10 protein-coding genes are annotated in these 16,031 nt (G+C 40.8%); 3 read left to right on the forward strand and 7 right to left on the reverse strand.

Annotated elements, in window-relative coordinates; genetic code table 11:
* From B9A52_RS04495 to B9A52_RS04505, 3 genes are all read left to right on the forward strand, one after another.
* Positions 1-1,509 (forward strand): DUF1501 domain-containing protein, encoded by a 1,509-nt coding sequence (locus tag B9A52_RS04495; RefSeq protein ID WP_084119177.1) that lies wholly within the window; start codon positions 1-3, stop codon positions 1,507-1,509.
* 12 nt (positions 1,510-1,521) lie between these two features.
* Positions 1,522-2,862: a DUF2231 domain-containing protein gene (locus B9A52_RS04500; RefSeq protein ID WP_084119178.1), complete on the forward strand. Its 1,341-nt coding sequence runs from the start codon at positions 1,522-1,524 to the stop codon at positions 2,860-2,862.
* 190 nt (positions 2,863-3,052) lie between these two features.
* Positions 3,053-4,192: an FAD-dependent monooxygenase gene (locus tag B9A52_RS04505; protein ID WP_084119179.1), complete on the forward strand. Its 1,140-nt coding sequence runs from the start codon at positions 3,053-3,055 to the stop codon at positions 4,190-4,192.
* Between the two features lie 234 nt (positions 4,193-4,426).
* On the opposite strand, the gene B9A52_RS04510 is transcribed toward B9A52_RS04505, so the two are convergent.
* The 7 genes from B9A52_RS04510 to B9A52_RS04540 form a co-directional block, all read right to left on the reverse strand.
* Positions 4,427-5,071: a hypothetical protein gene (locus tag B9A52_RS04510; RefSeq protein WP_231955489.1), complete on the reverse strand. Its 645-nt coding sequence runs from the start codon at positions 5,069-5,071 to the stop codon at positions 4,427-4,429.
* Positions 5,072-5,219: 148 nt separating this feature from the next.
* Complete coding sequence (locus tag B9A52_RS04515; RefSeq protein ID WP_084123389.1) at positions 5,220-6,833, reverse strand: RagB/SusD family nutrient uptake outer membrane protein; 1,614 nt, start codon at positions 6,831-6,833, stop codon at positions 5,220-5,222.
* 19 nt (positions 6,834-6,852) lie between these two features.
* On the reverse strand, positions 6,853-9,819 hold the full coding sequence (locus tag B9A52_RS04520; RefSeq protein ID WP_084119180.1) for a SusC/RagA family TonB-linked outer membrane protein: 2,967 nt from the start codon (positions 9,817-9,819) through the stop codon (positions 6,853-6,855).
* 377 nt (positions 9,820-10,196) lie between these two features.
* A complete protein-coding gene (locus B9A52_RS04525; protein WP_084119181.1) occupies positions 10,197-11,267 on the reverse strand; it encodes a dipeptidase in 1,071 nt (356 codons plus the stop codon).
* 191 nt (positions 11,268-11,458) lie between these two features.
* Positions 11,459-11,923 (reverse strand): RidA family protein, encoded by a 465-nt coding sequence (locus B9A52_RS04530; RefSeq protein WP_084119182.1) that lies wholly within the window; start codon positions 11,921-11,923, stop codon positions 11,459-11,461.
* Positions 11,924-12,245: 322 nt separating this feature from the next.
* Positions 12,246-13,559, reverse strand: coding sequence for a gluconate:H+ symporter (locus tag B9A52_RS04535; protein ID WP_084119183.1), 1,314 nt, complete (start codon positions 13,557-13,559; stop codon positions 12,246-12,248).
* Between the two features lie 94 nt (positions 13,560-13,653).
* Entirely contained in the window at positions 13,654-15,993 is a 2,340-nt protein-coding gene (locus B9A52_RS04540; RefSeq protein ID WP_084123390.1) for a T9SS type A sorting domain-containing protein, read from the reverse strand.
* Between the last annotated feature and the right edge of the window lie 38 nt (positions 15,994-16,031).

Genomic DNA, 16,031 nt, shown 5'->3' on the forward strand with positions numbered 1-16,031 from the left:
ATGAGTAACCATCACGATGCCCCGCTCAGGTCTTCCAACAGAGATCTTCAGGAGATTGAAAAGAATATGGACAGAAGGAGGTTTTTGACAAAAACTTCTTTGGGACTTGGTTCCCTGGCCTTGGGCTCGCTGATGGGAATGGAGAAGATTTTTGCAGAAAACCCAAAGGTTCCGCCGCCGCTTTCTGAGTCACCCAATGGATTGGCAGAATTGCCGCATTTTATGCCAAAGGCCAAGCGGGTGATTTACCTATTTCAGAGCGGGGGGCCTTCCCAGTTGGAATTGTATGATTACAAACCAAAGCTGGTGGACCTTCATGGTCAGGAGCTCCCTGATTCGGTGAGAGACGGGCAACGTCTTACCGGGATGAGTGCTGATCAAAGTTCGTTTCCTATGACTGCTTCAGCTTTTAAATTTAGCCAATATGGACAAAGCAGGGCTTGGGTCAGTGAACTGATGCCCCATACTGCTGAGATCGTGGATGAACTTTGTTTTATCAAAAGCATGCAGACGGGACAGATCAACCATGATCCGGCCATTACTTTTTTCCAGACAGGCCATCAGCTTCCGGGCCGTCCCTCCATGGGCGCTTGGTTGAGTTATGGATTGGGTTCGGATAATCAAAACCTACCTGCTTTTATCGTCTTGGTTTCCAAAAATGCGGTGCAGGACCAACCGCTTTATGCCAGACTTTGGGGAAATGGATTTCTCCCTTCCCAATACCAGGGCATCCAATTCCGGTCCGGCAAAGACCCTGTGCTTTATCTCGGCAATCCTGAAAATTACGATGGAAAAGACAGGCGTGAAATGCTCGATTACCTCAAATCACTGAATGATGTGCAGTTGGATACTTATGGCGATCCTGAGATCAGCGCCCGCATTGCCCAGTATGAAATGGCCTTCCGGATGCAGACCTCAGTACCGGAAATTACGGATATGTCCAAGGAACCTGACTCGGTTTATGAGATGTATGGTGAAGACAGCCGCGATCCCGGTACTTATGCTGCCAATTGCCTTTTGGCGAGAAAGCTTATTGAAAAAGATGTCAAATTTGTCCAGCTCTACCATCAGGGATGGGATCAGCACGGGAATTTACCCGGAGGGATAAAAAACCAATGCCAGAAAACGGACCGGGCAACCGCGGCATTGATCAAAGACCTCAAGCAAAGGGGCTTGTTGGAAGATACGCTTGTTGTTTGGGGCGGGGAATTTGGTAGGACAGTGTACAGTCAGGGCACACTTTCACCGGATAATTATGGCCGTGACCATCATCCACGCTGCTTTACCAAATGGATGTGCGGGGCAGGGGTAAAGCCGGGTTTCACCTATGGAGAAACAGACGATTTTGGATATAATGTGGTCAAAGATCCGGTTCATGTCCATGACCTGCAGGCAACGATTCTACATCTTTTTGGAATAGACCATGAAAAACTCACTTACAAGCATCAGGGCCGGAGATTTAGGCTTACCGATGTAGAGGGTCATGTGGTAAAGGGGATTTTAACCTAGGGTTGTCAAAATATGATACAAGACCTGATCACTTTCATCGGACGATTTCACCCACTTTGGGTTCATTTGCCTATTGGTTTTTTGATCATTGCGGTCTTTTTTAAAGCCTATATGACATTGGGGAAAAAACCCGCGATGCAGGAAGCTGTGAACTTTTCTTTGCTTTTGGGAACCATCAGTGCCTTAATTGCAGCAGTATTGGGTTTTTTGCTTTCGCAATCCGGGGGATATGAGGACGACCTTTTGGATGTTCATGTGGTGGCAGGATGGATGACGGTGATAATCTCAGCCATTGCCTGGTGGATCAATAAGCATGAGGACAGGTTCAGCAAAAAACTGAATTATATTGTATTAGGCTTTATGATCCTGGCACTTTCTGTCACCGGACATTTTGGGGGAAGCCTTACTCATGGGGAAGATTATCTAACTGCTTATGCACCTTTTGGTGAAAAGCAAAAAGAGACCCAAGGGCGGGTTTTGGATAAATTGGAGGATGCGGAGGTTTTTACAGATGTGATTCAGCCTGTGCTTCGAAGCAAATGTCAAAGCTGTCACCGACCTGGAAAAACCAAAGGTGAACTGAATTTGGTTTCCTATGAGACTATGCTCCAAGGAGGAGAAAACGGTCCGGTATTTATTGCGGCAGATGCTGAAAAAAGTGAGCTGATCCGGAGAGTAACGCTGCCGTCTGATCACGATGATTTTATGCCTGCAGAAGGGAAAAAGCCACTGACTGAAGAAGAAATCCAAGTACTCATTTGGTGGATAGCAAAAGGAAAAGCAGATCCTAAAATCTCCTTGATGGATGCGGATGAAGCTATTATTGCATGGGCAAAGCCTAGACTGAATATACTCGGAACAGAAAAATTACAGGTAGTAAGAATCGATACTGTTCATCTCAAAGCTTTGGAGAAAATGGGATTTCGGGTTAGAATTCTCTCCCACGAATCCGGCGCTTTGGATGTTGTCTTGCCATCGGATGCCGCCAAGGATCGAGCTTCGGAACTATTGAAAGCGCTTTTGCCTGTCAAAGATCAGATTTATTGGCTCAGTTTGGCCGAAACGGGACTCCAAGATTATGACCTGAATCAGATAGCGCAGTTTTCAAATTTGCACAGACTACGGATCGAAAATAATCCCATCACGGATTCAGGAATTTCAGCTTTGAGCAGTCTTTCCAAACTGGAAAGTTTGAACCTGAACGGGACCAAGGTCAGCGAAGCAGGTTTGGAAACATTGGCTGAAATCCAAACTCTCAAATCACTTTACCTTTGGAATACAGCTATTGATCCTAAGGACGAAAAGGTGGGAAAAATACAATCTATCGGGGTGAGGGTAGTTTTTGGAAGTTGAATTTGATCTGAATGGGAAAGGATAGATTGGCATTGGATCAAAAGTGAGCATAGGAAAAGAAAAATCCATTTCGAAATGATTTTTAAAATACCTTTAAATTATGGCGTCTCTAAGTTTGAAGCTAAGCAGACTCTTTGCTATAAATAAGCTGTTTTCTTCAAATTGGTGATACCTTAAAAAAATAACAGACATGAAAATTACCATCATTGGTGGGGGAATTGCAGGGTTAACAACCGCTTTAGCATTGAACAAACTTGGATTTCAGTTTGAAGTGTATGAACGGGCAAAACAGCTAAATGAAGTTGGGGCAGGTATTTGGATGCAACCCAACGCATTGAAAGTTTTAGACTGGTTAGGGCTGGGCACACTCGTCAGAGAGAGTGGTACGCTGTTGGACCAGGTAGATATAACAAACTCCCAATTAGTACCCTTTAAAAAAACCGGACAGCAAGTTGTTCAGGACGAAAAAGGCAATAAAATTGTGGCAATACACAGATCAACCTTACAGATGATATTGTTTGAAGCCTTACCTAAAGACAAGGTAAAACTAGGGTATGAATTCAATTCAATCGATTACAGTAACAATCAGCTGAAGATTTATATAGGCGATAAGGAAACAGTTACGGATTTGCTCATTGGAGCTGATGGAATAAACTCAAAGGTGAGAGATAGTATATTTAGTAATACTTCAAAAAGATTTTCAGGTCAAACGTGTTGGAGGGGTATTTCTGAAATTGGTCTTCCAAAAGAGTTTCAAAACTCAGGCATTGAAAGTTGGGGTAGAAAGATAAGATTTGGCTTTTCTCAAATTTCAGAGAATCAGGTTTATTGGTTTGCTGTAGTCAAGGCCAAACAGAACGGAACTGACAACATAGATAGCATTAAATCTGAATTAAGGCAGTTGTATAGCAGTTTCCACCCTTTAGTTTTAAAAATCATTGACCAAACCAAAGCGGAGAAAATCATCAGGAATGACATTTCAGACCTTAAACGGCTAGATAAATGGCATAAAGACAAAGTGGTTTTGGTAGGAGATGCTGCACACGCCACTACCCCGAATATGGGACAAGGGGCAGGCCAAGGAATCGAAGACGCCTATTACCTTGCGAATATTTTAGCAGGAAACAATCAGATTGAGCAGACCTTGGATTTATTTGAATCAGCCAGACGGGAAAAAGTCGATTATGTGGTAAATAACTCCTGGAGGTTGGGACAGTTGGCCCATAGTGATTTTGGACAATTCATAATGAAATCCATTATGAAATTAACACCCGAGAAAGTAATGAAACAGCAAATGAAAAAACTTTACTTAATTCATGATACATTTTAATGATGAGCTATTGTCAACGAGGGAAGTCATTGCACAACTTTAATCTGAATCAAAGAAAACCGATTTTTGCTAGTTGAAAGCTTTTTAAACCACCGCTAACAGCTCTAAAAAAACTGCTTTTATCCCAGTTTCTGTTCGATTTCTTTAGCCGTCTTGGTGATGGAAAATCCACTCAAATTATTACATCTCAGTGTATTGGGAATTCTGGTTTTCTGTTTTTAGGCCTAACTTCCCTCAATCATTCAACTCTTTCTCTTTTTCAAGGCTTTTTTCAAATTCCTCTTTTAACCTTTTTTCAACTTTGAGATCTGTAAATACTGCCTGAACATATTGTTCATCTTGGACAAAAAGATTGATCCTTCTTTTTCCATCTATTTTATAGTAAACCTTACCTTGAGTTGGATGATTGAGTAATTTAAAGTCATCACCATACCACTCCTTGTATTTTACCAACACTTTTTCTAAAAGGCTATCCGACCAATAATGTTTGTTCCATGGGGCCCAGGCAATATAAGAATAAGTGACAGGCATTTCATACACCTTATTGTCAATAAAAGTCGGAAAGAAACGCATGCTGACTTCATTGTCAAACTCATTCTTAATTCTGTATTCTACATTGGTATTGCCCCCCGGTCCTTGTGTAATGATTTGTTGCTTATTGAGCTCGGTACAATGGTCAAAGAAATCTTTTTGGGCCATACCCAAATGAATCCCTAGAAACAAGCTGTCGGTTTGGCTGATTTTGTCTTCTCCGAACCTAAAGCTTGAGGAATCACAAGACTGCAGACTGATAAACCATCCCAAAATAAAAACCAATGGGAGATTGTTTTTCAACAGTCGGGGTAAAGAAAGTTGTGGGGTTTTAAACTTATAATTCATTTTAATCTGGGTATTTTATGGGGTTCAAGTAAAAGATTATGTATGAATATATCAATCTCTACAAGAATAATACATTTGAAGAGAGGTAAAAAAAAAGCAAGCTGAAATCAAAAATTTCAGCTTGCTCGATGATTTGAGAAATTATATTTTAGTTGTAACCTGGGTTTTGGGTTAACTTAGGATTGGCCAATATTTGCGGTTCTGGGATAGGGAATAATTCCCAATGACTTCCAGGTGCATGTACTCTTTTGGGACGGTTCATTCCCTGGAAAGGCCACCAGGCCTCGCCATATTTTTTGAATCTGATCAGATCCTGCCTTCTTGTCATTTCCACATACATCTCTCTTCCTCTTTCGTCAAATAGATTTTGCTCTGTGAGTGTAGTGAATGGATCAAGATTACCGGCTCTTTCCCTGATTTGATTTACCAACGCAAGGGCTTCAGCAGTTTCTCCAAGTCTGAATTTAGCTTCTGCCAAAGAAAGGATGACATCAGACAATCTGAAGATCACAAAGTCATTGCTCATATTATCGGTACCGCCTCTTTCAAATTCATATTTAGCGATTCTGGCACCTGCCTGCCTTAAACCTCCTGGGGAGATTTCATTTAAGAAAGGCATGAAAGTAAGAGGCTGTCCATCAGGATCATTGCCTTCAACTCCCGGATCTGTCAATCTTGAACCATCAGATCTAAATTGAGGTCCGACCAAGAAATTGGATAACCTACCATCTAAAGTACCTGGGCTTTGTTCCAAAGCAAGGCCTTTCCAAACCGGACCCTGAACACCTGGATTTCTAACAGGATCCACATAGGAATTATAAAATTCCTCCACTGTTTGATATCCGTTCCAAGGCTGTTGGGTCAGGTTAAAGGTTGCCTGACTGGCAATATGCAAGGTCATCATCACCCAGTTAAATCCTCTTGCAAATACCTTATCGTAAGGATATACCAAGATATTTTCGGAAGAAATAGCATTGTTGATTACGAAATTATCTTTGTAAATAGGCATTAGGCTATATGGGCCGGAATTGATAATTTCCTCTGCATCAGCCGCAGCCAAAGCCCATTGTGGAGTACCCGTATAAACCTCTGCATTGAGATACAACTTCATTCTGATCATCAAAGCCGACCATCTGGTCATTCTTCCATAAGTCGATGCATCTTTTGCAGTAGGTAACAAAGGAATGACTTCATTCAATTCTGTAAGAATGAAATTATAAATTTCCTGTCTTGATCTTGTTGAAGGGGCTTCCAAATCAGCAAAATCTGTAACCAAAGGCACATTTCCAAACGCATCCAATGCCCAATAATAGTACAATGCCCGAAGCGCCCTCAATTCTCCAATAAATGAGGGAGCAATAGGATTATCTGACCCTTCAAAAGTGAATATCAACCTATTGCATGTATTGATCCCACCAAAAAGGAAATTCCAGGAATTTTGGAAAAAGGGGTTGTCAGGAAGAAAATCATGTTGATGCAACTGTAATAGAACACCTCCATCAAACCAGTCTCCACCCTTATGAGATACAACTATCTCATCAGAAGCAATTTCATTGATGGACCAAAGGCCCGAATGATTCCCCAAACCTCCCAAAGATCTATAAGCAGCTCCTAGAGCAGAGATAAACTCTTCCTCATTTTGAAAGAATTCATCTGCTAATACATCACTGTAAACCTGTTCTTCTAAATCGACACAAGATAATGCGAAGAAACTCATCGCCAGGCCAATTAGGAAGTATCGTATGTTTAGTAAATTTTTCATAAGATCTTTATTTTTTTGCTTAGAAACTGACATTGATTCCAAGTGTGGTGATAGTAGTAGTGAAATAGGTTGCTCTACGCTCTATACCGGGAGCCAATGGATCATTGTTGCTTTCGGGATCAGTATATCTAACTTCCGGATCAACACCAGTATAGCCAGTAAAGATGAAAGGGTTCTGCACTGATATGAAGGTCCTTAATCTCGTAACATTTCTTCCTTGTCCTAGATTGAAATTATAGCCTAAGGTTGCGTTATCCAGAACCACAAAATCAGCCTTTTCCACGTGACTGCTATTATACTGTGCTACTTTGATTGAAGGATCATAATATTTGGTATTTACAATATTATAATTCTGAACCGTAGTACTTTCTGTATTTTCGTAGAAGCCTCTATAACTGTTGATGAGGTAATGTCCAATGGATCCTCTAAAGAAGAAATTCAAATCCCAGTTTTTGTAATTGATGGTATTGTTGAATCCAAAGTTGAATGTTGGATAAGCAGTTCCCAATTGGGTTCTGTCATCATTACAATTACAATAAACCGGATTGCCATTATCATCTACAGCAGTACCGTTTATGACTTTCAATCTAGGGCTACCATTTTCATTGACCCCGTCAAATATGGGACCCCAAATCTGGCCTAATGGACCGTTTTCCTGAACCCTGATCAATTGGGTTAAGTTTTGTCCTGGTGAACCAAAGTTGGAACGGTAATTCACATCACCAAACGAGAAGTCCCCGGAAGACAAGCTACGGAGGTTGGTTCTCAAAGTAGAGAAGTTAAATCCTGTTGTCCAACGGAACTGACTTTTTTGGATAGCTTGGTAATTGACCATAAATTCTATACCTGAATTCACCATTTCTCCTATGTTCAAAATTGTGGTTGGGAAAAGATTTGGTGGAACAGGGACATTGATGGGTAGAAGCATTCCGGTAGTCACTCTGGTATAATAATCAAAGGAACCATCCAATCTATTGTTTAGCATTACAAAGTCCACTCCGAAATTATATTCATCTTTCTTTTCCCAAGCCAAATCTGGGTTTGGATTGGAAACTGGACCAAAGGAGGGAACAAATCTATCATTGTAAAAGAAATTTCCTGTTCTTCCAAATCTGAACAGTGAAATATAAGATTGATTTGGCTGCGTACCTGTTCTGCCATAACTCGCTCTTACTTTCATGGCACTTACCGTTGGAATATCAATTATATTGGCTAAGTTGACCCCGGCACTAACTGCTGGAAACAGACCCCATTTGTTGTTCTCACCGAATCTTGATGAACCTTCATATCTTGCAGAAATAGACAATAAGTAGGTGTCTTCCCAGTTAAAGTTGGCACGGCCAAAGAATGCCACCAATCGGTTCTCGTTTGCATAAGACGAAATTGATGCCAAACCATTTTCAAGATCCAGCGCTTGTCCGATATTATTATAAGTATTTACATCTGTTAGGAAGTCTCCAGCCTGCATTCTGTTTCCTTGGTTGAAAAATTCCTGGAAAGAATAACCACCCAAGAATGCCATACCTACTCTCCCTGCTTGCGTATCATAATGTAATGTTGTTTCAAAAAGGTCATTCAATCTTTCGTCATTCCTGATTTCAGCTAAACCATTTCTTCCAAAACCTCCACCGAATTTCGCGGTTTTGGGTGAGTAATTTCCTCTCCAATCAGTTTCTCTTTGAGTAGCATAAAACACCGCTGCCCGAAATTTGCTGGTAAAGTTATATTCGCCCCTGATACTGGCCAATAACCTGCTCTCTCTGCCGTCAGCTATATTTTGCTCAGCAATAGATACCGGGTTGAACCAGTCAAAAATGTCCCGCTCATAATAACCTCCGAAATTGGGGGTTTGTGGATTGGGATCAAAAACAGGAACTGTAGGATTACTTACTATAGCATAACGGAATGAATTTTCGTTTCCGAATCTTCTATCAATTGAAGTATTGGAAATATTAACAGTGAAAATCGCTTTGTCTTTTAGTGCTCTTTGGGTAAGATTAAGTCTTGCATTGAGTGCATTGAAGCCAGAATTGATTCCTACACCTTCTGCATTTCTGGAGTTGATAGATACTCTATAGGCGGTACTGGCAGAACCTCCTCCAAGAGAAAGGTTATGAACATGGGTAAATCCGGTCCTGGTTACTTCATCCAACCAATTGGTATTTCCACCCAAATCAACCATACCTGGAACCTGACGGTATTCATCTGCACTCATAACCGAGATGGTTCTTGCTACATTTTCTATGGCCATGCTACCATTGTATTCAACAATTGTCCTGCCTGTTTTTCCTGTTTTGGTAGTTACCAAAATCACCCCCGCAGATCCCCTTGTACCATAAATAGCCGCAGCTGATCCATCTTTCAATACATCCATAGATTCGATGTCATTTGGATCCACAGTGGCTAAAGAACCGCCAATAACTCCATCGATAACGATCAAAGGTTCAGAATTTTCACCTATAGATGATATCCCTCTCAAACGCATGGCAAAGCCACCATTGGGATTTCCACCAGGTCTTGCTATTTGAAGTCCGGCTACTTTACCTTGAAGCAATTGCCTTGGATCATTTACCGTACCTTGGTTGAAGTCTTCAGCTTTGACACTCGTAACCGCACTTGTAATTTCCTTTCTTTCCTGGGTACCATACCCTACGACAATTACTTCGTTAAGTGCTTGAATTGAAGCTGATAAGGCCACATTGATAACAGACCTGTTTCCTATTGCTTCTTCAATAGTAGTGAATCCTATAAAAGAAAATACTAAGACATCATTGCTACCTGCTGAAATGGTATAATTTCCGTCCAAATCTGTAATGGCACCTCTAGTGGTACCCTTAACTAAAACACTGACCCCAGGAATTCCCTCTCCGGAATCCGAATCAGCCACTTTACCTGTTATTTGTCCCTGCTGGGCGTAGGTAAAATTAATTACCGTACATCCCATGAGAAACAACAACAAGCAATACCTTGTAAATTGTTTTTTCATTGGTTAATGGGTTTAATTGATTGGTTTGATTTAACTTATCAATTCTCTTTTCAAAGAAATCAATCTGCCAAGATCTTTTCTTGTCAAAAAGACAATTAATCGGGAAAAGATATTGAGTTTTTTTTAAATAAGGTAACTAAACGCTGTTTAATTTTGTATTAAGCAAAAAAAACTTGATTTTATGCTTTTGACATTCGATTGCATCCAAATATTATTTTGATCTTGAAATATTTAATTATTGTCAATTTGGAATAAAATTTAATTAAAAATGTTAAATTTTGTTAAATTAAAATTTTATTGATAAAAAATATAATTAAACATATATTCTATAAAAATTACCTGTTTTTGAGTAAAAAAGTTTTCACAAACTACTCTTTTTAAGACCAAGCTTTTCTTAAAAATCTTACCCAATTTCCGAACATAACTCCTTCAATATCCTTGGAACTGTATCCTCTTTTATACAACAGAGAAGGAATGCTTTGTAAATCTGCAATAGTTTCCAAATCATAAGGACATTGTTCTTTGCCAAAGGCACCATCCAAATCTGAACCTATACCTATATGGTTGGCGTTGCCTGCAAGCTGACAGATATGGTCCATATGGTCAATCATTTTCTCCAGATTACAGTCCATTTCCATTGGCTTTGATTTTCCCCGAACCCAGCCAGGCACCATCATCCAAGCATCCAACGCTCCACCAATTACTGCTCCTCTTTCAATCAATACTTTGATCTGATCGTCGGAAAACTGACGGTTATGATTGACCAATGCCCTACAATTGTTGTGACTCGCCCAAACGTGTCCATTGAAATGGTCCAAAGCCTCCCAAAAACTGTCATCGCAGAGGTGGGTAGCATCGAGGATAATATTCATCCGCTCCATTTCTTTGAGCAATTCTCTGCCGTTTTTTTCCAACCCACCAGTTGCATCCGTGCCATTGGCATATCTTCCGGGACCATAATGTGCGGGTCCTAATGCTCTCAGTCCATTTTGGTATGCTTTTTCAAGATATTTTAAATTCACAATAGAATCTGCCCCTTCCAATGAAAGGATATAACCAATCGGCTTGGTACTCCAAGGCAATTCATGCAGCCAAAGCTGAAGATGCTTTTCAAGGCTTTCGAGGTCAGTTATCTGTACCATCTCTCCGGCATCTTCCATTGCCCGGTACCAGGCCAATTGACCTTGTGTCTGTGCCCAAGCCTGTTCAGGTGAATGCCAACCGGGTAAGGGATTGCCCTCCTTCACATACCTTGCTATCTGGGTAGCGACTACCAATCCTATATTTCCTTTTCTCAATTCAGGCAAGGATACAACAGCTTTTCCCCTGTCAGGTTTGTCGCTTAATCCTGATTCCCGTCTATTTATTTCAGCTACAGGCTTCCTCAGATCCCGGTTCCATTCAAGGGCATTCATACTGAGGTCGAGGTGGGCGTCTATTGTGAACATTCGGAGGGTAGATTTTAGATTGTAGATTTAAGATTTGAGTTTTTGTAAAAGCGTAAGAGTAGGTAGAGGAAATAAAGGTTTTTGTTTCATAGAGGGAAATCTAGTAATTGCCAAAACCCATTTAAAAGGACCTATAAACCCAAATTTCTCGCAACTTCCGTCTTCCGTCTTCGCGCTTCCGTCTCATTAATCTAATTCAACTCAAACAACGCCTCAATCTCCACAGGTATATTATCAGGTAGTGATCCAAAGCCAACTGCGCTTCTCACACCGATTCCATTTTCCTGACCCCAAACCGATGCGAAAAGCTCACTGCAGCCATTGATTACATAGGGATGTTTTTCAAAATCCGGGGTGCAATTGACCATTCCAAGGACTTTGATGACCCTTTTCACTTTATCGAGCGAGCCAATATTGGCTTTGATGGTGGCTAACATTGCCAAACCAACTTGTCTGGCAGCCAATTTTCCAGCATCCATATCCATATCTTCTCCGATTCTTCCGATAATCAGAGTTCCATCTTCCTTTACTGTACCGTGTCCGGAGAGGTAAAGGTATTTACCATCAACCAAGCAGGGTCGGTAAACACCCAAAGGTTTTGGTGGTGGAGGCAATGTTAAGCCTAATTCGGCAAGGTTTTCTTCTGGTGTTTTCATTTTCTTAAGACGGGAGACGTGAGATTTGAGATTTGAGATTTAAGAACCAAGAGTCAAAGCCTGTCCCGATGCATATCGGGGAACCAAGAACATAGTCTTGCTAACCTGTAGGCAGGTGCGAGACAATAGATGGCTTTCCTGTCGGTGATAAGATTAGTATTTAGATTTTAGAATTCGTTTTTGGTTTTGATAGATCATATATAAAGATTATCATAAATGCTTACAATGATACAAGTAATTGTCAAATTCTGGATTTCAGCATCGGCCTGCCCGTGGTGGGTCATCCGACATCGGTCACCTGTCATAATTCTTATATAATTCATCAAATAAAGGCGTCGAGTAGCATCACTCCACCTAATCCCACTACTGCCACTATTGTCTCCATCAGTGACCAAGATTTTAGCGTGTCTTTGACACTTACATTGAAATATTCTTTATAAAGCCAAAAGCCTGCATCATTGAAATGGGAGAACATCAGACTGCCTGCACCAATGGACAAAACCAACAAATTAGGATCAACCACCCCTCCGGAAACCATTGGTGCAATGATCCCTGCAGTAGTTAACCCTGCTACTGTAGCTGATCCTACACAAACCCTAATGATCGCGGTAATGGTCCATGCCAATATCAATGGATCCACATCCCAGCCCTGAAGTGAATCGGCAATGGTCTGACTGACACCCGAATCCAGTAAAACCTGCTTCAGTGCTCCGGCTCCTGCAATGATCAATAAAATCATCGCGACATCTTTGGAAGCTACTACATAAATATCCATTAAAGCAGGAATTTTGAATTTCATCCTCAATCCAATGGTATAAGTTGCGATCAATAGGGAGATGAGCATTACCATTCCCGGATCTCCCACAAATTTCAAATAAGGAAAAAGCCAATGATCAGCTGACATATTCAACATCAAAGTGGTAGTACCAATCAACAAAAAGACAGGAAATAATGCAGAGAAAAAGCTGTTGAAAGTACCAGGAAGGTCTTCTTCTTTCTTAGGTTTGGCCAGAAATGTATCCAGGGGCCGGGCATCAATATTTTTGAGAAATTTCGCAAATATCGGTCCTGCAATGATGATAGTTGGGACTACAATTATTAATCCATACACTAGTGTAAGGCCCATATTGGCTCCAAACTGAGCAACCAATGCTGCAGGAGATGGGTGTGGCGGCAAGAAACCATGTGTCACGGACAAGGCCGCCAACAGAGGAATGCCTACATAAACTGCCGGCAATTTATATCTGTAAGAAATGGTGAAAACCAATGGTACAAGGAGCACAAATCCAACATTGTAAAAAAGTGGAATACCGACCACCAAGCCAGTCACCATCATGGCCCATGTGACATTTTTTATTCCAAAAATTGACATCAAGGTATCGGATATTTTTTGGGCGGCACCGCTTTCTGCCACTAATTTGCCTAACATCGCTCCCATGACTATGACAATCACCAAGTCCCCCAACAGTCCTCCAATGCCTTTTTGGATTGAACCGGCGATTTGTTCCGGGGGAATTCCCAGAAGAAATCCTGCAAGAATGGATGAAATAAGAAAAGCTAAAAATGGGTTGAATTTGAGCCAGGTAATCAAAAGGATGAGTACCAAAATACTGATGAATACAAAGACGAGAGACATAGGTTGGGTTTGGGTTAAAGAAACAAGTTAAAAAATTTATTGGGTTTGACTTATCGAAGCTCCCCCAATATTTTTTGGGCGGTCAAACTCTTGTTTATTTTTTAACAAATCTCAGAAGATGCCTTTCCTTATTATCGCTTAATTCCAATAGGTAAAGACCCGGATGTAAACTCTCCAAAATCTGCTCCAATTGACCTTCAGCAAAACTTCCTGAATAATGAATATGGCCCATGGAGTCAAAAATCTTTAACTCAACCAGTCTTTTATTCAAATTATCTGGGACTGAAATATGGATTGGTCCTGAGGTGTAGGGATTGGGCCAAAGACGTAAATTGGATTCCAAAACAGGGTTTTTGAAACCTTCCAAGCGAAACACTTTTCCATAACTGCCTTCGCCATTTTGATCCACTTGTTTTATCCTGAAATAGACATTCGCTGAAGTCAATTTCTCAACATAAGAAAAACTATACTGTTGAACAGTCTCACTATTGCCTTTTGACAGGACTTCACCCACCAAATGGTAATTGTCCAGACCATTTAATGATCTGTAGATCAAAAATCTTTTATTATCGGATTCCTTTGCCGTGGACCAGGAAATTTGGGTTTCACCATTTTTCCAAAGGGCTTGGAAATCAAGCCATGTTACGGGAAGAATTGAAAGCGTACGATAACTTCCCACTGTAAATGTCACTCCATTTAACGCGCCAAATTGCAAATCCCTCCTTGCCCAAAGGGTATCAGGTTCTGTTCCGGGCAAGTGGCTTCCTGGTGCGGCTATCCCGTTGCTGACAATTCTGATATCATCCACATCATCTACAATCAAATTCTCCGCAGAAATCCTCATTTCAATATCTTCGGTACTTGGAGACAAATCCGAAAATTCAAAGTAACTTTTCAATTGGTATAAAATGGGGGTCCCATCAGAATCGTCAAACATCGGGTCCCAATTTGCCCCCGGAATTTCTATGAACCTTATGGATAGATTTCCACCCGGGGAATTACCCCTCAACTGGATTTTGCGGATTCCGCCCTGATAGGTATCCTCAAACGGGAATGTAGCATTGGTCGAATTTAAAACAACCGGAATATTTTGGTAATGGAGCCGATGAAGGTTAAGCCATCTTCCGCCCATAAACTCGAGGATTCCACTTCCCGAAGTATTGACAAAAAGGTCAAAACCGTTGAAAACAACCTGACCTTGTTTCATGAAAAAATTGGATTTGGCACGCAGGTCAGAAGAAAGCACCACCCTTCCCGATGGTTTGTTTACCTCAATCTGCTGAAGATCCATTTGCCAGTTGACAACTTGTTGAATACCAGAACCTTCAAATTTTAAATAGGTAGGGCCTTCCAAAATATCACCTCCTGACAATCGGGCAAAATCTCCTCTCAAAAAGACTGAATCAGGTAAGAGTTTGTTGGAGGCATTTTCAAACAGCAGGTTGTTATAGGTTTTGGGATTTCCTGAACCGGCCAATGAGGTTCTGACCAAGCGTTGATTCCCAGAATTGGACCTGTAATAGACGTTGCCTTCAAAAAGGAAATTGGCCGCATCCATAACCGGTTCATTTCCCAAAAGCACCAAATTGCCTCCGGGCTTTAGGTGGAATAGGTTGGCTGGAATTGCATTTGTTCTTCTAATGATTTGAGGATTTGGTGAACCATGGCATTCTGAAATCAAAGTAGCTCCGGGCTCAATAATGAAATCACCAAAAGGCCCTGTTCCGTTAAATAATGGCTGATCATTAAAGGAAAAAGTTGAACAAGCTGGAATCCCGTCTGAATTTAAGGTTTGAAAAACAGTACCTGATTGAATTATAAATCCGGTAGATTTAAGTGCTGCATTTACAGTTAAAGTTTCCCCTGGATCCGGGTCGAAAATTACGGTAAATTTACTTCTGGTGTTTTGAGCGCTCCAAGATGACCTATCTACAACATTCCTTGAACTTCCCTTGAAAATTACTTCGCCTGTAACCGGATAAATCCAATCATTCAGTGTCATTGCTGCACTATTCCCTACTGTTACATAATCACTCCCGGACCTTACCATCAATCGAAAGGAGCCAAAGACTTCCATAGCATAAATCTGTAAATTTATTTTATTGCCAGTTGATCCCTCAGCGTTAAAATAAACTGTATTGACAGATTCGTTTCCTGTCAGTCTGATTTCATTCTGAAAATCAATAAATATATTGTTCCCCATGCTTGGCTTACCACCTGCAGGTTGCCAATCAGTCCCATTCCAAACTTCCCAAATAGATATATTATCAAAATCCCCAGAGGCCACTGTACGGAAATCCCCAACTTCCAAAGGAATTTGTGCATGAAGTCCTTGGCCTATTAAAAAGGCCATTAAAGTAAAAACAATATAATTCCAATAAATTCGTCCTGAATTTGGAGCAATCCTGAAATAATTGTCTTTAAAAAAATCCATCTTTGAAAAAGTTTTGGAAACCACATTAATTTAAATTT

The organism is Aquiflexum balticum DSM 16537 (genome assembly GCF_900176595.1).
In the GTDB taxonomy this organism is placed as follows: domain Bacteria; phylum Bacteroidota; class Bacteroidia; order Cytophagales; family Cyclobacteriaceae; genus Aquiflexum; species Aquiflexum balticum.